The 21124-nt window shown below is 67.7% G+C and carries 20 protein-coding genes; 8 read left to right on the top strand and 12 right to left on the bottom strand.

The window, feature by feature from the left end:
* Nucleotides 1-4: 4 nt before the first annotated feature.
* Nucleotides 5-1333: an MFS transporter gene (locus AB0N59_RS11385; protein WP_363483042.1), complete on the bottom strand. Its 1329-nt coding sequence runs from the start codon at nucleotides 1331-1333 to the stop codon at nucleotides 5-7.
* A gap of 74 nt (nucleotides 1334-1407) precedes the next feature.
* On the opposite strand from AB0N59_RS11385, the gene AB0N59_RS11380 reads away from it, so the two are divergent.
* From AB0N59_RS11380 to AB0N59_RS11370, 3 genes are all read left to right on the top strand, one after another.
* Nucleotides 1408-2484, top strand: a complete 1077-nt coding sequence (locus AB0N59_RS11380) for a DNA polymerase IV (protein WP_363483039.1) — start codon at nucleotides 1408-1410, stop codon at nucleotides 2482-2484.
* 170 nt (nucleotides 2485-2654) lie between these two features.
* The gene (locus AB0N59_RS11375) at nucleotides 2655-4244 is read left to right on the top strand and encodes a serine/threonine-protein kinase (RefSeq protein WP_363483036.1); all 1590 of its coding nucleotides are present in this window, start codon (nucleotides 2655-2657) and stop codon (nucleotides 4242-4244) included.
* Nucleotides 4245-4261: 17 nt separating this feature from the next.
* Nucleotides 4262-5908 (top strand): phosphatase PAP2 family protein, encoded by a 1647-nt coding sequence (locus AB0N59_RS11370; RefSeq protein WP_363483033.1) that lies wholly within the window; start codon nucleotides 4262-4264, stop codon nucleotides 5906-5908.
* Between the two features lie 87 nt (nucleotides 5909-5995).
* Here the strand turns inward: AB0N59_RS11370 and AB0N59_RS11365 are convergent, their stop codons facing one another.
* The 4 genes from AB0N59_RS11365 to AB0N59_RS11350 are packed head-to-tail and all read right to left on the bottom strand — an operon-like array spanning nucleotide 5996 to nucleotide 9791.
* On the bottom strand, nucleotides 5996-6532 hold the full coding sequence (locus AB0N59_RS11365; RefSeq protein ID WP_363483030.1) for an NUDIX domain-containing protein: 537 nt from the start codon (nucleotides 6530-6532) through the stop codon (nucleotides 5996-5998).
* A complete protein-coding gene (locus tag AB0N59_RS11360) occupies nucleotides 6529-8883 on the bottom strand; it encodes an excinuclease ABC subunit UvrA (RefSeq protein ID WP_363484211.1) in 2355 nt (784 codons plus the stop codon). The genes AB0N59_RS11365 and AB0N59_RS11360 overlap by 4 nt, the downstream gene beginning before the upstream one ends.
* A gap of 46 nt (nucleotides 8884-8929) precedes the next feature.
* A complete protein-coding gene (locus AB0N59_RS11355) occupies nucleotides 8930-9343 on the bottom strand; it encodes a VOC family protein (protein WP_363483027.1) in 414 nt (137 codons plus the stop codon).
* A 10-nt stretch (nucleotides 9344-9353) separates the two neighbouring features.
* On the bottom strand, nucleotides 9354-9791 hold the full coding sequence (locus AB0N59_RS11350) for a helix-turn-helix transcriptional regulator (RefSeq protein WP_363483024.1): 438 nt from the start codon (nucleotides 9789-9791) through the stop codon (nucleotides 9354-9356).
* A gap of 59 nt (nucleotides 9792-9850) precedes the next feature.
* On the opposite strand from AB0N59_RS11350, the gene AB0N59_RS11345 reads away from it, so the two are divergent.
* The gene (locus AB0N59_RS11345) at nucleotides 9851-10435 is read left to right on the top strand and encodes a DUF308 domain-containing protein (RefSeq protein ID WP_363483021.1); all 585 of its coding nucleotides are present in this window, start codon (nucleotides 9851-9853) and stop codon (nucleotides 10433-10435) included.
* A gap of 69 nt (nucleotides 10436-10504) precedes the next feature.
* Here the strand turns inward: AB0N59_RS11345 and AB0N59_RS11340 are convergent, their stop codons facing one another.
* Nucleotides 10505-11269 carry an SDR family oxidoreductase gene (locus AB0N59_RS11340; protein ID WP_363483018.1) on the bottom strand — a complete coding sequence of 255 codons (765 nt, stop codon included), beginning with the start codon at nucleotides 11267-11269 and terminating at the stop codon, nucleotides 10505-10507.
* A 105-nt stretch (nucleotides 11270-11374) separates the two neighbouring features.
* Between AB0N59_RS11340 and AB0N59_RS11335 the strand changes: the two genes are divergently transcribed.
* The 4 genes from AB0N59_RS11335 to AB0N59_RS11320 all read left to right on the top strand — a co-directional run bounded on the left by AB0N59_RS11335 (nucleotide 11375) and on the right by AB0N59_RS11320 (nucleotide 14054).
* Nucleotides 11375-11848 carry an NfeD family protein gene (locus AB0N59_RS11335; RefSeq protein WP_363483015.1) on the top strand — a complete coding sequence of 158 codons (474 nt, stop codon included), beginning with the start codon at nucleotides 11375-11377 and terminating at the stop codon, nucleotides 11846-11848.
* 7 nt (nucleotides 11849-11855) lie between these two features.
* Nucleotides 11856-12782 (top strand): SPFH domain-containing protein, encoded by a 927-nt coding sequence (locus AB0N59_RS11330; RefSeq protein ID WP_363483012.1) that lies wholly within the window; start codon nucleotides 11856-11858, stop codon nucleotides 12780-12782.
* Nucleotides 12779-13549, top strand: coding sequence for a glycerophosphodiester phosphodiesterase family protein (locus tag AB0N59_RS11325; RefSeq protein ID WP_363483009.1), 771 nt, complete (start codon nucleotides 12779-12781; stop codon nucleotides 13547-13549). The genes AB0N59_RS11330 and AB0N59_RS11325 overlap by 4 nt, the downstream gene beginning before the upstream one ends.
* Nucleotides 13550-13670: 121 nt before the next feature.
* Complete coding sequence (locus AB0N59_RS11320) at nucleotides 13671-14054, top strand: RNA polymerase-binding protein RbpA (protein WP_182253146.1); 384 nt, start codon at nucleotides 13671-13673, stop codon at nucleotides 14052-14054.
* A gap of 1 nt (nucleotide 14055) precedes the next feature.
* On the opposite strand, the gene lnt is transcribed toward AB0N59_RS11320, so the two are convergent.
* From lnt to AB0N59_RS11290, 6 genes are all read right to left on the bottom strand, one after another.
* Entirely contained in the window at nucleotides 14056-15582 is a 1527-nt protein-coding gene (gene lnt, locus AB0N59_RS11315; RefSeq protein WP_363483005.1) for an apolipoprotein N-acyltransferase, read from the bottom strand.
* A gap of 4 nt (nucleotides 15583-15586) precedes the next feature.
* Nucleotides 15587-18058, bottom strand: coding sequence for a DEAD/DEAH box helicase (locus AB0N59_RS11310; RefSeq protein WP_363483002.1), 2472 nt, complete (start codon nucleotides 18056-18058; stop codon nucleotides 15587-15589).
* Entirely contained in the window at nucleotides 18055-18816 is a 762-nt protein-coding gene (gene tatC / locus AB0N59_RS11305; protein ID WP_363484208.1) for a twin-arginine translocase subunit TatC, read from the bottom strand. Before tatC ends, AB0N59_RS11310 begins: the two co-directional genes overlap by 4 nt.
* Before the next feature lie 62 nt (nucleotides 18817-18878).
* On the bottom strand, nucleotides 18879-19112 hold the full coding sequence (tatA, locus tag AB0N59_RS11300; protein ID WP_204973610.1) for a Sec-independent protein translocase subunit TatA: 234 nt from the start codon (nucleotides 19110-19112) through the stop codon (nucleotides 18879-18881).
* A 26-nt stretch (nucleotides 19113-19138) separates the two neighbouring features.
* Entirely contained in the window at nucleotides 19139-20134 is a 996-nt protein-coding gene (locus AB0N59_RS11295) for a WYL domain-containing protein (RefSeq protein ID WP_363482998.1), read from the bottom strand.
* On the bottom strand, nucleotides 20134-21081 hold the full coding sequence (locus tag AB0N59_RS11290; protein WP_363484205.1) for a WYL domain-containing protein: 948 nt from the start codon (nucleotides 21079-21081) through the stop codon (nucleotides 20134-20136). The genes AB0N59_RS11295 and AB0N59_RS11290 overlap by 1 nt, the downstream gene beginning before the upstream one ends.
* Between the last annotated feature and the right edge of the window lie 43 nt (nucleotides 21082-21124).

The following is a 21124-nucleotide window of genomic DNA, read 5'->3' as shown; positions in this document are numbered from 1 at the left end:
AAGGTCAGCGGCGCCGCGTGCGCTCGGGGTCGAGTCCCATGCGGATCCGCGTGTTCTTGCGTTCGCGGATGATGAACGATGCGCCGATCAGCCACAGGGGGATCTGCGTGGTGAAGGCCCAGCGGAAGGCGTCGAGCGCGTAGGTGTCCGGCGTGCCGGCACCCTGAAGGTCGAGGGTGAATCCGATGAAGAAGATGGCGACCAGTGCAGCCAGGAAGCCGCCCGAGTTCGTCACCCCTGTGGCGGTGCTGAGCCGGTGGGCAGGGTTGTGCGTGCGCGCATGGTCGAACGCGATCATCGACGCCGGTCCGCCCGCCGCGAGACAGACCACGAGCACCACCAGCAGCCAGATCGGCGCAGGACCGGGCCAGAGGATCACTGCGCTCCACGCGATGACCTGGACCGCGACACTCGGCAGCACCAGGGCGAGGGACCGTCGGGTCGGGATTCGTCGCGACAGAGTGCCGAGAATGGGGCTGAGTGCCATACTCACCAGCACGTTGACCGACAGGATGCCTGCGGCCTCGGCCGGCGACAGCCCCTGCCCTGCGGTGAGGAACGGCATGCCCCACAGAAGCAGGAACGCGGTGCTGGCGAAGGGGGTCGTGAAGTGCGACCAGAACGCCAGGCGCGTCCCGGGGTGCGCCCACGCCGCGCGGATTCCGACTCCTGTGTCGATCGCGGAGGTGATCACCTGGACCAGTCCGGTCTCCGTGTTCACCGTCACGTCGGCGCTGCGTTCCGGCGGGTGGTTGCGCACGAGCATCCACACGAGGATGGCGAAGAGCAGTCCGAGACCGGCGATGCTGCCGAAGGTGATCGACCAGCTGGTCGAGTGCAGCAGAGCGGCGAGAGGCATCAGCGCGACCAGCTGGCCGGTCTGGCCGATGAGGCCGGTGAACTGCCCCATGACGGGTCCGCGCTGAGCGGGGAACCACGTCGCGACCAGCCGCAGCACGGCCGGGAAGATTGCCGCGTCGCCGGCGCCGAGCAGCACGCGGGCGATGAGCGCGATGCCGATGCTGGGGGAGACCGCCATGACGAACTGTCCGAGCGCCATCAGGAGCATGCCCACGACCATGATCGGGCGCGACCCGTACCTGTCGAGCAGCACCCCGATCGGGATCTGAAGGCCGCCGTAGACAGCGAGCTGCACCACGGCGAAGAGGGAGAGCGTCGCCGCGTCGGCCTGGAAGCGCTCGGCGGCATCGACGCCGACGGCGCTCAGCGAGCTGCGGTTGGTGATCGCGAGAACGTAGGCGGCGACCGCCACACCCCACACCAGCCATCCGCGCCAACCGGGTGTCGTACGGGGGAGGGGAGTGGCACTCACCCGTCAAGGCTAACGCCGCACGCGGTTCGGGCGGACCCCGTGACAGGAGGCCTCTGGCGGCGCAGACTCGGACCATGACTCCCTGGGTACTGCATGTCGACATGGATCAGTTCATCGCTGCGGTCGAGGTGCTGCGCAACCCCGAGCTGGCGGGCAAGGCGGTCATCGTCGGCGGCAACGGCGATCCGGCCGAACGAGCGGTGGTCGCCACAGCCTCGTACGAGGCCCGTCTGTTCGGGATCGGCTCCGGGATGCCGTTGAAGATCGCGTCACGAAAGGCCCCCGTCGATGCTGTCTTCCTGCCGGTGGACCACGCGGCGTATGAGCAGGCATCGGCCGAGGTCATGGCGACCCTGCGCGCTCTGCCCGAAGTCACTCTGGAGGTGCTCGGCTGGGACGAGTGCTTCCTGGGCGTCTCGACCGAGGATCCCGAAGCGGTTGCGCGTCGCGCACAGGCTGCGGTGCTGGCGTCGACCGCCCTGCACTGCTCGATCGGGATCGGAGACAACAGGATCCGGGCGAAGATGGCGACGGGGTTCGGCAAGCCGCGGGGAGTCTTCCGGCTCACCGAGCAGAACTGGTTCGAGGTGATGGGGGAGCGGTCGACGCGCGAGCTGTGGGGCGTCGGGTCTCGCGTGCAGAAGCGGCTGGCGGCTCACGGCATCCGGACAGTGCGTGAGCTCGCCGACGCCGATCAGGCGGAGCTCGTCGCGGAGTTCGGCCCGAAGATGGGTGTCTGGTACGGCGATCTCGGATACGGCCGCGGCCCGGCGGTGGTGGATGACACGCCGTGGGTGGCACGCAGCCACAGCCGCGAGACGACGTATCAGCAGAATCTCACGAGCGCGGAGCAGGTGGCCGAGGCCGTGCGTGATCTGGCGGAGCGCGCTTTCGACGACTGCGCAGCGGAAGACCGCCCGATACAGCGGGTGCACCTGAAGGTGCGCTACGCGCCGTTCGACACGCGGACGTTCGGACGCAAGCTGGCGACGCCCACCCTCGATCGCGCCGAGTTCGTTTCGGCGGCTCTCGACCTCGCCGCCACCGTGGAGGCGGAGCGGGAGGTGCGCCTGCTGGGGGTGCGCGCGGAGATGACGATGCCGCCCGACGAGGATGCGGTTGAACGGACGCCCATCCGCGGAAGAATGTGACCGCACCGCTCACGACATCGAGAATGTCGACGCGCCTGCGGTGAGAGTCGTGGGCGGCGATCCCGGTTCGAAGGGGAGTCGAGCGCTGTCAAGCCCATCGGCTGTCAGGTCTCGGACACCTACAGTGTCATATCGACGCTGTGCACCCGACCAGGTGACAGGAGGACTCGATGACGGCCGATGACTCGCTGACGAACGCTGATCTGATCGATGGGCGGTATCGGATCCTGGAGTGCGTCGGCCGCGGTGGGATGGCGCAGGTGTACCGCGCCGACGACACGGTTCTCGGGCGCGTCGTCGCGATCAAGATGCTCCGAAGCGAACTAGAGGGGGACGAGGCCGCGGCGGGGCGGGCGCGCGGTGAGATGACGGCACTCGCATCCCTGAACCACCCGGCGCTCGTCACGCTGTACGACGCGCATCTCGTACCCGGGAGTCCCGAGTACCTGGTGATGGAGTATGTGGACGGGCCCACTCTCGCCGAGCGCATCGCCGAAGGCCCGCTCGCGCCCGCGGATGTCGCCGCTCTCACCGCCGACCTCGCTGAGGCCCTGCACGTCGTGCACAGCGCCGGAATCGTGCATCGCGACATCAAGCCCTCCAACGTGCTCCTGTCGCGGGCCCCGTTTCCGGCAAGTCGGTCAGGCGCGAAGCTCGCCGACTTCGGGATCTCCGCCCTCGTCGACGCCGCGCGGCTGACCACGCCGGGGATCGTGATCGGAACCGCCGCGTACATCGCTCCCGAGCAGCTGCAGGGCGCGATGCCCGCACCGGCGGCCGACATCTACTCGCTCGGGTTGGTGATGCTGGAGGCTCTCACCGGCACCCGTCCGTTCCCGCACGCGGAGGGGATCGGCGCCGCGCTCGCCAGGCTGAACACCGCTCCTGTGGTGCCGGCTGAGCTCGGGTCGGCGTGGTCGAACCTGCTGACTGCCATGACGGCGACGGAGCCGGGGGACCGGCCCACGGCGTCGGAGGTGTTCGCGGCAGCATCCGAGCTCGACACGGCCTCCGCGCTGCCGCCCCGTCCGATGATTCCGGCCGCCGCGGCAGCAGCGGCCGCAGCAGCAGCTGCGGCGCGCTACTCGGCTGCGGATCCGATGGCAGCTTCGGCCGACGCTGTGACTGCCGCGATGACGACCTCGACGGATGCGGGTGCCGGTGCGTCGACCGGCGGGGCTCCATCGCCGTCGTCAGCTGCCACATCCGTCACGGCATCCGTGCCTTCAGAGCCGACGCCGACACGCGTTCTCGTCGGCTCAGCGCCGGATGGCGAGCCCGATCGCTCCTCGACGCGCCGTCGGCTCGGATTCGTCGGGGCGGGCGCGGCCGTGGCGGCGGGCGCCGCGATACTCGCCGGGACGTGGATGGCAGGGAATGCCGTACCCGAACCCGCTGCGACGAATCCGGCGGACACCGGGCCATCGGAGATTGCGACCCAGACGCCCGCCGCGCCGGCTGAGACAGGACGCTCCGACGTCGCCGGGAACACATCCGAAGACAAGAAGTCGGAGAAGGACCGCAAAGCCGAGAAAGAAGCTGAGAAGGAAGCCGAGAGAGCAGCCGAAGAGCAGCGGAAGGCCGCCGAGAAAGCTCAGAAGGACGCCGAGAAAGCGGCCGAAGATGCTGAGAAGGCCGCGGAGGATGCGGGGGATCAGCAGCCAGAGGAAGCCGAGCCGTCACCCGACAGCGGCACCGAGCCTGCACCGGATAGCGATACCGGGTCGACGGCCCCGCAGTCGCCGCCGCCCGCCGGGTGAGAGATGAGTGGGTTGTCATGAGACTCTTCCGCACCGGAGGCGATCGGCAGGTCGTATCCCGTCGCACCTCTCGTCTCGAAAAGGGGACGGTAGCACTCGCCCGCCCGTCCGTCGCGCTGCGCCGGGTCCGCCTGCTGCCCCGCTGGGTGCGGCGGCTCGACTCCCTCGCGGCGCAGCGGATCAACGGTCACCGGCATCTGCCGGAACTCGACGGCGCTCTCGCGCGGCTCTCGCACCGTGCGGATCGCAGCCGTCTCTGGTTCCAGATCGGGACGCTGCTGTACCTGATGGGAGGAGCGCCGCGTCGGGGAGCGGTGCGCGGCATCGGATCGCTGATCGTGGGAAGCGCACTCGCGAACCTCGTCGGCAAACGCCTCTTCGGCGGTGATCGGCCACTTCTCAAAGACGTCCCGGTTCCGCGTCGTCTGCGGAAGACACCGACATCGGGATCCTTCCCGTCGGGGCATTCCGCATCGGCGGCGGCTTTCGTCACCGGCGTCGCTCTGGAGTCAGGGCGCTCCGGTGCCGTGCTGGCGCCGCTCGGTGCGGCCGTGGCATATTCTCGCCTGCACACCGGTGCCCACTGGCTGTCGGATGTCATCGGGGGAGGAGCGCTCGGCGCCGCCGTCGCGGTCGTCGGGCGGATGCTCGTGCCGGCGCATCCGCGACCGGAGCCCACGCATCGAGGGGCCATGATCGAGTTGGCTGCGCTGCCCGACGGTGCGGGCGCTCTGATCTTCGCCAACCCCGCGTCTGGTATCGACCCGCTGCGTCCGGAGCCCGCCTCCTTCCTGGCGAAGGAGCTTCCGTCGGCCGCGGTGCATCTGCTCGAGGACGGGGACGACATCGCGCACCTGGTGCGTGACGCCGTCGCCTCAGACAACCCACCTCACGTGATCGGAGTCTGGGGCGGCGACGGGACGGTGGCGAACACTGCGGACGCCGCGCGGCGCGCTCACCTGCCGTTGGTGATCTTCCCAGGAGGCACGTTCAACCACTTCGCCCGCACAGCAGGCGCGGCCACGCTCGACGATGCGGTGCGGGCGCTGATGACGGGCGCCGGACGACGCGTCGATGTCGCGGAGCTCGCGATCGACGGCGGTCGCCCCATGACCGTGATGAATGTCGCCTCGGTGGGCGTGTATCCCGGTTTCGTCGCAGAACGCGAAGAGATGGAGGGCGCGCTGGGCAAGCCCGTCGCCACGCTCATCGCAGCCATCCGGGTCCTGGCCAGAGCCCGCACGCTCTCCGTGCGAGTGGACGGACAGGCCGCGCGCGTATGGTCCGTCGCCGTGGCAGCGGGGCAGAACTCATCCGCATCGATGGTGCCCCTGCAGCGGCGCCGTCTTGATGACGGTGTTCTCGACGTGCGCGTGCTGCATGCCCGCGGACGCATGCCGCGCCTGCGTGGTCTCGTCGCCTTGGCCTTCGGGGTGCGCGCATCCGCACTGCTCGACCGAGTTCCAGGCCGCGCCGAGCTCGCGACGATAGAGGCGTTCACCGCGCAGGAGGTGCGCATCGAGGCGCGGACATCCTCGGGTGAGCCCGTGCACGTCGCCCACGATGGCGAGGTCTCAGCCCTGGACGGAGGCGCCGCGGTGGCCACCGTGCGGATCGTCCCCGGCGGACTCGACGTCTACGGTCTCGCCGACGACGACGGATAGTCCATCGGGACGCGCGGACCAGCCAGTCCAGGGGACTGTGATCAGGCGGTGAACCTGGACTCAAACTGACATAATGTGCATTATCGGTTATTCCGCGCCAGGTGAGAGAGCGTCGATCCACGGAAGAGCCGCCAAAGGGTACAGAGGGATCCGAGCGTCGACGTCGTCGAAGGCCCGCCACACGACGGGCACCACCGATCCGTCTGACTCGATCAGCGTTGCGTCTTGATCCGCGGGCTCCGGATCCAGCCGACCCGTGTACAGCGCGACGATCTCATGGCCTGGCTCTCCGTTATAACGGTAGATGTTCTCGATCACACCGAGGTGCTTCAGTTCGCGCACACGAGCGCCGAGTTCCTCGTGTATCTCTCGTACGATCGCATCCTGCAGCAATTCTCCCAGCTCGACACTGCCGCCGATCAGCCGGTGATGACCCTGGGGGTTCTCGCTGGACGGAGGGTTGCTGCTGACGAGATGACGAGTGCCGTCTGAATGGACCGCCACGAGCATGGCCTTGACCCTGATGTGTGCACGATCGGCCGGCTCTGGCCCGACCCCATACGGCCATCCCCCGTTGTCCGCATCTTCCGTGATACGGAAAAACCGGGCGTTCTGATCCGTCACGAGACGTACTCGGCAAGATGCTGACCGGTCAGCGTCGATCCATCCGCGATGAGCTCAGCGGGCGTCCCTTCGAAGACGACACGGCCGCCGTCGTGACCTGCACCGGGCCCGATGTCGATGATCCAGTCGGCGTGGGCCATCACCGCCTGATGATGCTCGATGACGATGACGGTCTTTCCCGAGTCGACAAGTCGATCGAGCAGCCCGAGCATGTTCTCGACGTCAGCGAGGTGCAGACCTGTCGTGGGCTCGTCGAGCACGTAGATGTCGGCCTTCTCACCCATCTGGATCGCGAGCTTGAGCCGCTGCCGCTCGCCACCCGACAGGGTCGACAGAGGCTGCCCGAGCGTCAGGTACCCGAGACCGACGTCCGCCATCCGCGAGAGCACCGAGACCACCGCGGGGATCTTCGTCTCAGCGGCCGAGAAGAAGGTGTGCGCCTCGGCCACCGGAAGGTCGAGGACCTCGGTGATGTCGAGTCCGCCCAGCTTGTACTCGAGCACTCCGAGCTGGAAGCGCTTGCCGCCACAGTCCTCGCACGGCGTCTCGATAGTGTCCATGAAGCCGAGTTCCGTGACGATCACGCCCGATCCCTTGCACGACGGGCATGCGCCCTCGCTGTTCGCGCTGAACAGCGCCGGCTTCACCCCGTTCGCCTTGGCGAACGCTTTACGGATCGGCTCGAGCATGCCCGTGTAGGTCGCAGGGTTGCTGCGGCGAGATCCCTTGATGGCGGTCTGATCGATCGCCACGACGCCGTCCATCGGGGTGATCGAGCCGTGCACGAGAGAGCTCTTGCCCGACCCTGCGACGCCTGTCACGACCGTCAGCACGCCCGTGGGCACATCGACATCCACGTCCTTGAGGTTGTTCGCGTCCGCTCCCCTGACCTCGATCGTGCCGGCGTGCGGCCGCACCTCGGTCTTGAGCGCGGCCCGGTCGTGCAGGTGACGCCCTGTGAGCGTGCCGCTGCGGGTCAGCTCGTCGACCGTGCCCTCGAAGCACACCTCTCCCCCGCCGCTGCCCGCGCCCGGCCCGAGGTCGACGACGCGGTCGGCGATCGCGATCGTCTCGGGCTTGTGCTCGACCACCAGCACGGTGTTGCCCTTGTCGCGCAGCTGCAGCAGCAGGGTGTTCATGCGCTGGATGTCGTGCGGATGCAGACCGATCGTCGGCTCGTCGAACACGTAGGTCACATCGGTGAGCGAGGATCCGAGATGACGCAGCAGCTTGATCCGCTGCGCCTCTCCCCCACTCAGCGTGCCCGACGGTCGCTCCAGACTCAGATAGCCGAGGCCGAGGGTGACGAACGACTCGAGGTTCGCGCGCAGCGCGTCGAGCAGCGGCCCCGCTCCCGTCACCGAGAGACCGCGCACCCACGCCGCGAGGTCGGTGATCTGCATCCGGCACGCGTCGGCGATGCTCGTGCCGTCGATCTTCGACGATCGCGCGCCCGCGGTGAGGCGGGTGCCGTCGCACTCGGGGCACGTCTTGAAGGTCGCCACGCGCTCGACGAACGCGCGAATGTGCGGCTGCAGAGCGTCGAGGTCCTTCGAGAGCATCGACTTGGTGATCTTCGGGATCAGACCCTCGTAGGTCATGTTGATCCCTGAGATCCTGACCTTCGTCACCTCGCCGTAGAGGAACAGCTGCCGCTGCTTGTCTGTGAACGATGAGACCGGCTTATCGGCCGGATAGAAGCCCGACTGCGAGAACCCCTTCACCATCCATCCGTCCGCTGTGTAGCCGGGCACCATGATCGCGCCCTCGTCGAGCGATCTGGACTCGTCGACGACCTGAGCGAGATCGATGTCGGACACCGCTCCCCTGCCTTCGCACCGCGGGCACATCCCGCCGAGATAGACGACGTCCTTCACGATCTTCTTCTCGCCCTTGGGCCCGGTCATCACCCCGCTGGCCTTCTGCGTGGGGATGTTGAACGAGAACGCCGTCGGACCGCCGATGTACGGCTCGCCGAACTTCGAGAACAGGATCCGCAGCATCGCGTTGGCGTCGGTCACCGTGCCCACCGTCGACCGGGGGTTGGCGCCGAGGCGCTCCTGATCGACGATGATGGCCGTGGTCAGACCCTCCAGTACGTCGACGTCCGGCCGGGGAACAGACGGCATGAAGCCCTGCACGAAGGCGCTGTAGGTCTCGTCGATCATGCGTCGAGACTCGGCAGCGATCGTGTCGAACACCAGCGAGCTCTTCCCCGACCCCGAGACGCCGGTGAAGACGGTCAGCCGACGCTTCGGAAGGCTGACCGACACATCCTTGAGATTGTTCTCTCGCGCCCCCTCGACGCGGATGCTGTCGTGGCTGTCAGCGGGGTGATCCTGCGGCACGATGGTTCCTTCATTCGGATGGCGATGGATGCCGGTCACGGCGCCCCCGTCAGGCGATTGCCTGGTTGATACGGACGAAGTTACCGGCCGGATCGCGGAACGCGCAGTCTCGCACGCCGTAGGGCTGGTCGATGGGCTCCTGCACGACGTCGGCGCCCTTGGCCTCGATCTCGGCGAAGGCGGCATCCACATCGTCGGCGGTGAGCACCACGCCGGCGAAGCTGCCCTTGGCCATCAGCTCGAGGATGGTTCGACGCTCATCGTCGCTGATGCCGGGGTCCACCGCCGGCGGGGTGAGCACGATCGACGTGTCGGGCTGGCCGGTCGGACCCACCGTGATCCAGCGCATGTCGTCGTACCCGACGTCCTTGCGGACCTCGAAGCCGAGCACGTCGCGGTAGAAGCCGAGGGAGGCCTCGGGATCGAGGTGCGGGAGGAAGCTGACGCTGATGGTGATGTTCATGTTCTCGACGCTAGTCACGCCTGTGGGATGGCGCTTCTCGATTCCTGATCGGTCTCGTCGCCTGCTTCTCGATCCATGACGGGATGCCAGGGCCGAGCCCCGGTTCGCGCCGATACGCGCTCGGCGTCATCCCCACCAGCTCGCTGAACCGTGTGCTGAAAGTGCCCAGAGAGGAGAATCCCACCTCGAAGCACGCTTCGGTGACGCTGACGTCGCCGCGACGCAGGAGCGCCATGGCGCGTTCGATCCGGCGCGTCATCAGGTACGAGTACGGCGACTCTCCGAAGACCTGGCGGAATCTCCTGCTGAGATGGCCCGCCGACATGTGCTCGCCCCTGGCGAGCGTCTCGACGTCGAGCGGACGCGCGTACTCGCGATCGATCCTGTCACGCACCCTTCGCAGCCGTACCAGTTCGACCAGTCGATGCGGATCCCCCTCTTCGCTCACACCACGATCCTGGCATCCGATAGCGTGTGCGCGTAGCGTCCGCCCACGAAAGGAACACCATGTCATCGTTCAGCACGGCGGAGCCTGGATTCCTGCGCTCCGTCCGCATCTTCCTCGGCGTCGCCGGAGCCGTCACCCTCATCGCCGGCTTGGTGCTGTTGATCTGGCCCGCGAAGTCGGCCGTCATCGTCACCGGCATCTTCGCCAGCTACCTCATCGTCGGAGGACTGGTCTATCTCGGACTGGCGGTCTTCTCCGGCAAGGGCGGCGGCTGGGTCCGTGCCGGCCACATCGCGCTCGGACTGCTCTACATCGCCACCGGCGTCATCGCCTTCGCGAATCTGAGCGCGGCGACCGTCACCCTCGCGATCATCGTGGCCATCTTCATCGGCGTCAGCTGGATCGCCGACGGAGTGGTGGCGCTGAGCCTGATGGGTTCCGACGCCTCGAAGGTGTGGACCCTGCTGTACGCGCTGCTCGGCATCATCGCCGGCATCGCCGTGCTGTTCTCGCCGCTGTACGCGGCCACCGTGCTGTGGCTCATCCTCGGCATCTCCCTCGTGGCGCTGGGCGTCGTGCAGCTCGTGCGGGCGTTCACCATGAAGGGCGTGCAGGCGTCTCACGCACCGGTCGCCGACATCTGAGCGGCCCGGCGTCGAGCGATGAAGAGGGAGGCGGCCCCGGACGGGGCCGCCTCCCTCTTCACAGGACGGTCACTCGGCGACGAAGTCCGACGTGTCGCCGACCAGGCGGGTGTGATCGGAGGGCACAGGGTCGATCGCGGCCTGCGCGACCTCTGCAGCGAATTCGGACACGTTGTAGAGCTTGCCCGCCGACTCGCGACGCTCGGCGATCGCACCGGGGTTCAGGCGATTCAGCAACGTCGCGGTGATGGTGCCCTCGATCATGTCGCCCGAGACGACGGTGAAGCCGATGCCCTTCTCGGCGAGCTCCGGGACGAGCTCGCGAAGGGCGTCTTCGCCGGCGCGCTTCGACTTCGCGACCGGCTCGTACTCGGGCATGGTCGGCGTGGTGCGGATGAAGTGCGCCTGGTGGCTCGTGACGAAGACGACGCGCGCGCCATCGCCGAGCAGCGGCTCAGCGGTCTGCAGCACGTTCACCTGCGCGTCGCGGTTGAGCTTGAGCGCGTAGTCCTCGCCCATGTTGGCTTCCATGCCGCCGGAAGCGTTCAGCACGAGAACATCGAGCCGTCCGAACTCCTCACGCACCTGATCGAACATCGCCGCCACCGACTCCGGGTCGGTCAGATCCGCACCGACCACAAGGGCACGGCGCCCGAGGGCGCGCAGCTCGTTCGCGAGCTTCTCGGCGCGCGGCGCCTTGTTGCGGAAGTTGATGACGACGTCGGCGCCCGCCTCGGCGAAGTAGCGGACGGTGTCGGCTCCGATTCCTCGCGACGACCCGGTGACGAGGGCCACCTTGCCGTCGAAGGATCCGGCCGGAAGGACCTGTGTCATTCGTGCTCCTCGATACGCGGGGATCGCCCCTGTGGCGACATTCAACCCTACAACGCCGCCCCGTCTGGGCCGGGTGCGCGTGGTAGGTTGACGACAGGAGGGCGCATGGACGGTTTCGCGACATTCTTGGCCGACATCGGGCAGTGGGCGTGGATCGCGTGGTTGGTGCTGATCGCCGTCTTCCTCGTGATCGAGATGCTGACTCTCGACTTCACGTTCCTCATGCTCTCCTTCGGCGGTCTCGTCGGACTGCTCGGCGGTCTGCTCGGTCTTCCCTGGTGGGGGCAGCTCATCGTCGCGGCGGTCGCAGCCGCCCTGTTCATCTTCTTCCTCCGCCCTCCCCTGCTGCATCGCCTTCGTCGCGGAGAGGATCCGGCGAAGTCGAACGTCGACGCCCTGATGGGGCTTCGGGGCACAGCCCTGCTCGACATCACTCAGATCACGGGACAGGTGAAGCTGAGCAACGGCGACATCTGGACCGCCCGCAGCGTCGATGGAGCACCCATCCTCGCCGGCACCCGCATCGCGGTCGCCGACATCAGCGGCGCCACCGCCATCGTCCGCCCCGTCACCGAATAGGAGCAAAATGGACGACTCCTCGTTCATTCCGACCGCCATCGCGTGGATCCTGGCCATCGCGGTCATCATCTTCGTGCTGGTCACGATCGCCCGCGCGATCCGGATCATCCCACAGGCCACGGCGGGCGTCGTCGAACGGCTGGGTCGCTACCACAAGACCCTGCAGCCGGGTCTGAACCTCCTTGTGCCCTTCATCGACCGGCTGCGGCCTCTCATCGACATGCGCGAGCAGGTGGTGTCGTTCCCGCCGCAGCCGGTGATCACCGAGGACAACCTCGTCGTCTCGATCGATACCGTCGTCTACTTCCAGGTGACGGATGCCCGTGCCGCGACGTACGAGATCGCAAACTACCTGGGTGCCGTCGAGCAGCTGACCACGACCACTCTCCGCAACGTGGTCGGCGGTCTGAACCTCGAAGAAGCTCTGACCAGCCGAGACAACATCAACGGCCAGCTGCGCGTGGTCCTCGACGAGGCGACCGGCAAGTGGGGCATTCGCGTCTCGCGCGTCGAGCTGAAGGCGATCGATCCGCCTGTCTCGATCCAGGACTCGATGGAGAAGCAGATGCGCGCCGAGCGTGACCGTCGTGCCGCAATCCTGACAGCTGAGGGCTCGAAGCAGTCGCAGATCCTCGAGGCCGAAGGTCAGCGACAGGCCGCGATCCTCAAGGCCGAGGGAGAGAAGCAGGCAGCCGTGCTGCGTGCTCAGGGTGAGGCCGAGGCGATCCAGAACGTCTTCGGAGCCATTCACCAGGGCCGTCCTGACGACAAGCTCCTCGCCTACCAGTACCTGCAGATGCTTCCGAAGATCAGTGAGAGCGAGTCGAGCAAGCTCTGGATCATCCCGAGCGAGCTCACCGAGGCTCTCAAGGGCATCGGCTCGGCGTTCACGCCGCGCGGCGACGCCGCGGGCGACTCCCCACGCGACGCGTGACGCACCCGTTCTTCACCGGTACCAGGCACCCGAGAGTCCTCGCCCACCGCGGGCTGACACCCGCGAACGACGGGGACTCGTCGGTGTGGGAGAACACGGCGGCTGCCTTCGCCGCCGCCCACGCGGCAGGTGCGGAGTACATCGAGACCGACTGCCAGGTCACCGCCGACGGCGACGTCGTGCTCTTCCACGATGAGACGCTCGCTCGGCTGGTCGGCGATCCCCGACCCGTGGCGTCGGTGCGCACGAGAGAGCTCGAGAACCTGCTCGCGGAGCACGGCGGGCTGCTCACTGTCGCAGACGCCCTCGACGCCTTCCCCGAGGTGCGGTTCAACATCGACGTCAAGACGCCCGCCGCCGCGGTCCCATTGGGGCCTGCCCTCGCTGCTCATGCGCACCGCGTGCTGGTCACCAGCTTCTCCGATCGCAACCGCGTGGCCGCGCTCGACTCCACCGAGAGAGCCGGCGCCGAGATCCGGCCCGCGACCTCTGGCGGGCGCTCTGTGATCGCACGACTGCGGGCTCTGTCGGCCGCTCGCCTCTCCCCCGCACGGGCTCTTCGTGACATCGACGCCGTGCAGATCCCCGAGGTGCACCGGGGACTGCGTCTGTTCACGCCTTCGCTGCTGCGCGCCGCTCACCGGCATGGTGTCGAGGTGCATGTCTGGACGGTCAACGACCCCGCTGACATGACCCGCCTGGTCGCAGCCGGGGCGGACGGCATCGTCACCGACCGTGCCCACGCGGCCCTGAGCGCCCTCTTCTGATCCGGCCGCCAGAACGGGCGATGCCCTGGGATTCCCCTGTGAGTTCTCGTCCGTTCTCGCCGCCGTGGATGAAGCGCACAGGCGCGAGCGTTATACCTGACAGCGACGAGAGGACCACACAATGGCAGATCGCAGCCTTCGCGGCATCCGGCTGGGTGCCCAGAGCCTTCAGAGCGAGGAGGGCGTCGTCTTCATGGAGCGGCGCGCCACCGAGTACAAGTGCGACACGTGCGGCCAGGAGACGACCCTGATGTTCGCCGCCGATGCCGAGGCACCGCAGACATGGGAGTGCCGTCACTGCGGCGCCGAAGCCGTGCTGCAGGTCGACGGTGCACCCGTCAAGATCGAGGACAACGACGAGAAGGCAGCGCGCACCCACTGGGACATGCTGCTCGAGCGTCGCACCCGCGACGAGCTCGAAGAGCTCCTCGCTGAGCGCCTCGCTTACGTCCGCGCCCGCCGCGGCGCCGGCGACGACCCCACGCGCGAGCGCATCGGCGCCTGATTCAGCTGCGTCGCCGAGACCGCAGTCCGGCGACGAGCAGCGCACCCGGCGCGGCGACCAGCATCACCAGCTGGATCCACGGGCCGAGTACGACACCCGCCGTGAGGCCGGAACGCAGTTCGACATCCTCGAGCAGCGTTCCGGCCTCATCTGCGTCCAGCGACGCGACGGTCGATCCGTCCGGCCGGATGATCTGACTGGTGCCGACCGTCGACACGTTCACCACGCTTCGCCCTGTCTCGACCGCACGCATCCGTGCGAACGCGAGCTGCTGCAGGTTCTCGTCAGTACCGCGGAAGTCGGCATTGTTGGTCTGGAAGACCAGCACCTGAGCCCCGTGCGTCACGCTCTCCCGGATGACCTCGTCGTAGATCACGTCGAAGCAGATGGCGAGCCCCACACCGACCCCGTCGACTCGAACGACGGGCGGATTCGAACCCGGTGTGTACTCTCGCCCGATCAGGCCGATCAGGTCCGGCGCGAGTGCGTAGTAGAAGTCGCGGTCGGGAACGTACTCGCCGAAAGGCACAGGGTGCCTCTTGTCATGCAGCTGAGTGGCGCTGCCATCCTCCATCCACAGGAAGGACGTGTTGAAGATCCGATCTCCGCGCTCGGTCGCGGTGTTCGCGAGCAGCGGGGCGCCGAACTCGTTCACCAGTCGGGTCAGCCTCCGAGCGGTCGTCTCATCCTGGAACGGGTCGTAATCGATCCCGCCTTCGGGCCAGACGAGAAGGTCGACAGGGGCGTCGCCGATGCGCCGGGTCGCGTCTGTCTGCGCGCCCATGACTCCGTAAGGCTCTCGCTCATCGAAGTAGCCGGTGCTCCCGTTGCCCTGCACCGCCGCTATCCGCATCTCGCCGCTCGGAGCCGTCGGGAACAGCGGAGCGAACGAGAGGACGAGCAGGGTGAGCACCGGCGCGATCAGCAACCGGGGCCGCCGCCATCCGCGCATCCGGACAACCTCGACGACCAGGGCGGTAAGCGCGACCATCAGGAAGGTGAGGCCGCTCACTCCGAGCCACGACGCGACAGGCGCGAACGGGCCCTGGGCCTGCGACATTCCGAGCCGCGCCCACGGGAAACCGCCGTACGGCCAGTTGCCGAGAAACAGCTCGTGCACGGTCCAGAGGCCCGCAACGACGAAAGGCAGCACGACGGCCCTGCTGCCGGGCCACGCTCTCGGGAGCCACCGATAGGCCAGCGTGATCGGGATCAGCGCGGCTGCGGTGAGCGCCCCCTCCACCACGGTCAGCGCGACCCACGGCACGGGACCGAGGTATCTTGCCGTGAACGAGACCTGCACCGCGAAGAAGACCAGGCCGTACGCGAGCCCGACCAGCAGAGCGCCGCCGATCCGTCGCCCCATCAGAGCAGGCAGCAGCAACGCCAGCGCGACGAACACGAGCGGCCAGATCGCGGCAGCGGGAAAGGCGAAGGCCATCAGCGCGCCGGCGACCGCCGCCACGATCACGGCGCCCCACAGCGGCAGCGGCGGGCGCGCCGAAGGCGTCGGCTCGATGTCGGTCATCGGGTCACACCGCGGTGTAGACCACGATGCCGCGGCGCACACCCTCGAGCGCACGCCGAGCGGTGCGGCCCAGCTCGGCATCCTCTGCGACGATCGAGAGCTGGTCCAGCAGATCGATCGTCTGCTTCGCCCAGCGCACGAAATCACCGGCGGCCATGTCTGCATCGATCAGCACCCGGTCGAGCGCCCCACCGCGCGCCCATGCGTGCATAGCGGCGGCGAGTCCGGGTGCCAGGGGCTCGGTACGCGGAAGCGAATAGTCGTGCTCGAGCTCATCGAGCTCGGCCCACAGCCGCGTCGTGGCATCGTAGGCGATGCGGAACGCACCGCGAGGCAGCCCGCGCTCCCCCATGTTCTGCTCGTCGCGCCGCGGCTCGTACACCAGGCAGCTGGCCATGGCGGCGAGCGACGGCGCATCCAGATTGCGCCAGAGCCCCTGTCGCAGCGATTCGGCGACCAGCAGGTCACGTTCGCCGTAGATGCGGCGCATCGTGCGCCCCGCGCTCGTCAGCGACAGCCGGTCGCCTTCGCCATCCAGGTAGCCGACGACCTGCAGCACATCGATCACCCTGTCGAAGATCCGCGCTACGGTTCCGGTGCGGGTCTCGATCTGGCGTCGGATGCGGTCGGTGTCGCGCTTGAGCGAGAAATAGCGCTCGGCCCAGCGGGCGTGGGCTTCGCGATCAGGACAGCTGTGACACGCATGCCGCCGCATCCGATTGCGCAGCGTCTGAATCTTCTTCATCCGCTTGTCCCGAGCCGCGCGGCCTCCGGCATCCCGGCGGTCCTTCTTCTCGAGATCACTGAGCTCGCGCCGCATGGCGGCGTACTCGAGGAAGTCTCCGTGTTCGCAGGTCATCGCGTCGCGGTAGCCGGTCAGCGACTCCTCGGCTTCTCGCACCTTGCGGGCGAGTCCGACGACGGAGCGGTCTGCCTGGAACTGCGCGAAGGACGACTCCAGGATCTGGCGTGCTCGCGCGCGCCCGAACCGGTCGATCAGGTTGACCGCCATGTTGTAGGTCGGGCGGAAGCTCGAGTTGAGCGGATAGGTGCGACGGGATGCCAGGGCCGCGACAGCCTGCGGGTCCATGCCCTCTGTCCACTGCACGACCGCATGACCTTCGATGTCGATGCCGCGGCGGCCGGCGCGGCCGGTGAGCTGGGTGTACTCCCCCGAGGTGATCGCGACGCGCGCCTCGCCGTTGAACTTCTCCATCTTCTCGAGGACGACCGTGCGCGCAGGCATGTTGATGCCGAGTGCGAGCGTCTCGGTCGCGAAGACGGCCTTTACGAGCTTGCGCTGGAAGAGCTCCTCGACGACCTCTTTGAATGCGGGCAGCATGCCGGCGTGGTGGGCAGCGATGCCCCGTTCGAGATCATCCCTCCACTGCCAGAACCCGAGCACATCGAGGTCTTCGTCCTGCAGGGCACGGGTGCGATCGGTGACGATCTCCCGGATCTGCTCGCGTTCCTCCTGAGAGGTCAGGCGGACGCCGGCGCGGCGCACCTGCTGCACCGCTGCATCGCAGCCGACGCGACTGAAGATGAAGAAGATGGCCGGCAGAAGGTTGGCCCGCTCGAGCAGACGCACCACCTCAGGGCGATCCATGCGCTCGATGCGACGCATGTTCGACGCCCGCACCGGGCGCTTGCCGCCGCGCGGCGGGCGGTGCGCCTCGCGACCCGCGTGCCGATTGCTGCGGTACTCCTGTGCGCGGCGGTTGCTCTCGTGCCTCGACCCGGTGAACGACCTGATGCGCAGCAGCTCCTGGTTCACCTGAGCGGTGGCGATGCCTGCGCGCTCGTCGAACAGCGGCAGCAGGTCGTCGCGGACCAGCACGTGCTGCTCGAGCGGCACGGGCCGGATCTCCGAGACGATCACATCGGTATCGCCGCGCACGGTGTCGAGCCAGTCTCCGAACTCCTCGGCGTTCGACACCGTCGCACTGAGTGACACGAGCCGCACGTGCTCGGGCAGGTGCAGGATGACCTCTTCCCACACGGGGCCGCGGAAGCGGTCGGCGAGATAGTGCACCTCGTCCATCACGACGTAGCGCAGGCCGCGCAGCGCGTCGGAGTCGGCATACAGCATGTTGCGCAGCACCTCGGTGGTCATCACCACGATGCGCGCGTTGCCGTTGATGTTCGTGTCACCGGTGAGCAGGCCGACCTCGTCGGCGCCGTAGACGTCGACGAGCTCACGGAACTTCTGATTCGACAGCGCCTTCATCGGCGTCGTGTAGAAGGCCTTGTCGTTCGCGGTCTGCATCGCGAGGTGGATCGCGAACTCGCCGACGATGGTCTTGCCTGCGCCCGTGGGCGCGGCCACGAGCACGCTGCGGCCCCGCTCGAGGGCGTAGCACGCGTCGACCTGGAACGGGTCGAGCGCGAAGCGCTGCCGATCGGCGAACGCCTGCGTGTGAGGATGCTCCGCTGCCGCGCGCGCTGCGGCGTAGCGCTCAGCGGGCGAGCTCATGCCGTCGGCAGGTCGGGTTCGAGACCGGCGGCGATGCGCTTCTTGCGCCGGCGCTTGTCGAGCAGCAGGGTGAGGCCGGCAGCGGCGAAGTACAGCACGATGAGCATGCCCGCCAGCATCAGCATGCTGACCACATCGGCAGCGGGCGTGGCGAGGGCCGCGAATGTCGTCGCGATGAGCACCGCGACCCGCCAGCCCTTGAGGATCGCCTGACCCGACAGGATGCCGGCGAAGTTCAGCGCGACGAGGAAGACCGGCAGCACGAAGGCCACGCCGATCACGAGCATCATCTTGAAGACGAAGTCGTAGTATTCCTTGGCCGTGTACAGGTTCTGAGCGCCATCGGGGGTGAACGTCGCCATCAACTCGATGATGTGCGGCACGATGAGCGTGCCGACGTAGCATCCGGCGAAGAACAGCGGCAGCGCCGCGCCGAGGAACCCGAGCGTGTACTTGATCTCCTTGCGGGTCAGCCCGGGCATGATGAACGCCCAGATCTGCCACATCCAGATCGGCGCCGACAGGAACAGCCCCAGCGAGAAAGCCATGCGCATCCGCAGATCGAACGGCGCCGTCACCGAGTTGAACGTGAGCGCCACGAGCTGATCGCTCTCTTCGGCCACCCGATTGATCGGCTCCGAGATGAACGCGATGATCGGGTCGGTCACGATGAACGCCACGATCATGCCGACCAGCAGGCCGGCAGCCGACAGCATCAGCCGCTTGCGGAACTCGAGAAGATGAGCGCCCAGCGACATCCGCCGTTCACCGCGCGGCTGGCTGTCCTTCGCGGCGTGGGAATCTACCGCAGCCACGCTGATCAGACAGTGCGATCAGGACCGGCGGGCGATTCGGGATCGACGTCGGTCGCGGTGTCCTTCTTCTTCGTGGGGTCAGCCGCGTCTTCCTCGCGCATGGCCTTCATCTCGCCCTTGAAGACGCGGGCCGACTGGCCCATGCTCTTGGCCAGCGCCGGCAGCTTTGCCGCACCGAAGAGAAGAAGGATGACGACGAGGAGGATAACCAGGTGCCATCCGTTGAGGCCAGCAAACATGTGGAGCTCCTAAATCGAGGGTGCGATCAGTCTACCCGGACGGGACGCGAGCCAGGTGTCGCGTACAGTTCGAGTCCTGCAGCCGCCCAGTCATGGGTGGTCGTGCGGGCCAGAGGGGGGTCAAGGACTTCCAGGGCTCCCCCGAAGCGCGCGGCGATCCGTTTGATCCCACGAGGATCGGCCATCCGGATGCGAAGGGTGACGAGCCCATCGGAGCGTTCGATCTCCTCCTGGCGGAACGAGCCGATCATCTGCGCCAGCCGCTCGGGAATCCGCACGGTCACCTCGCCCGCAGGGCCGTCACCATCGCCGAACTCGGTCGGGACCGCGGCGTCGGCGTGCGTGATGGGGATGTCTGTGAGCCGGGGGTCGCTCACCCGGTCGAGGTGGAACGTGCGCATGGCGGTGCGCAGATGGCACCAGCCCTGCAGATACCACTGACCGTTGTCGATGCGTATCTGGGCAGGGTCGACGGTGCGAGTCGTGGGCTGCGCGTCCGGTGCCTGATAGCGGAAGGACACGGCCACCCCGTCGTGCAGGGCCTGCGAGACGACACGCTGCACCTCGGTGACGGCGGCAGGGGCCACGATCAGATCCGGAGGTGCACCTGCGGATCCCCGCGACAGCTTCGCCATGAGGCCGGCGACGAGGCCCGACTCGGCCACCGCCGGCACCGAGGCGACCATCTGCAGGCCCGCGAGCAGCGCAGCTGCCTCGCGCGCGGTGAGTCGCGGCACGCGCCGCAGGGCGACGTCGTTGGTGATCTCGATGATGTCGTGCTCGTCGAGCAGGTCCCAGTCGATGTCGAACATCTCCTGCGGGAGCTGCCAGTAGCCCGAGTCACCGGGCAGTCCGATCACCGTGAGCTTCTCGACCATTCTGCGCAGCGCTTCGGGAGTGACCCCGAAGTCGGCCGCAGCCTCGTCGAGCGTGACCTGGCCCCGCTCGAGCAGGTACGGCACGAGGGTGAGGTAGAGCCTCACGCGGTCGGCGGCGAGCAGAGGCGCCCCGGAAGTGCTCATCACCGACTCCCTCCTGCCCGGCGATCGGCCGAGTGCTGCTCGACGATCGCCCTGAGACGCTCGATCACCGCATCCCGCAGGTCGTCAGGCGAGACGACACGCACCTCTGGGCCGTAGGACGCGAGCTCATCGGCGAAGATGTGCCGGTCGACGTAGCCGACAGCGATCCCCTGCGCCTGCGGGATGGCGCGACGCCCGAGCCGCAGTGCGGCCTCAGTACCCGGCGTCACCTCGAGGAGGGCGCTCTGCGATGCCGCGACATGCTCGAGCCCGGCGAGTGCCCGATCTGCGGCCCCCTCGCGCAGTGCGACGTCGAACGTCTGAGCGGTCACCTTCACATCGCCGACGATGCGGCTGAGGAGGAAGGTGCGTTCGGCGTCGATGTCGATGTCGATGCCGAACAGATGCCAGCGCGCTTCGTACTCGATCTGGGCGAGCGGCCGCACGCGTCGACGAGTCGGCGCCTTCTCCCCCGGCTTCAGATACTCGAAGACCACGACGCGATTGCGTTCGATCCCCTCCTGGAGAGCGGGGAACGCCGCGTCGCGAGCGGCGATACGCGGCGCGAACCCGATGATCGGCTCGTCGCCATCGATGCCGAGTGCACGGATCTTGCGAACACCGGAGCGCGCGTCGAGCGAGACCGATTCGGTGCTCCAGACGCTGCCCGCGAGGCGAAGAACCGCCAGCTCCGCCGGAGTGAAATCGATATCGGCCGGCAGGTCGTAATCGGCCTGCGGGATGCGGTAGCGCGCCTCGCGGAGATCCTGCGGGTCGGTGGGGTCGCCGATGGTCTCGATCGGCACACCGAGGGAGCGCAGCTCGTCTTTGTCGCGCTCGAACATCTTCTCCAGCGCATCCGTCTTGGCGCCCGCCTCGACCCGCTGTCGATAGCCGGAGACGTTCTCGATGATCTGCTGCTTCGTGAGCCCGATCTCCGTGGCCATCAGCGCCACGACGAGATTCGTCAGGCGCTCCTCGGCCGGTACG

The organism is Microbacterium sp. NPDC089321, from assembly GCF_040684935.1.
Classification (GTDB): Bacteria; Actinomycetota; Actinomycetes; order Actinomycetales; family Microbacteriaceae; genus Microbacterium.
The sequence above is the reverse complement of the archived record's forward strand: the minus strand, read 5'-3'. Positions and strand labels throughout refer to the sequence as shown.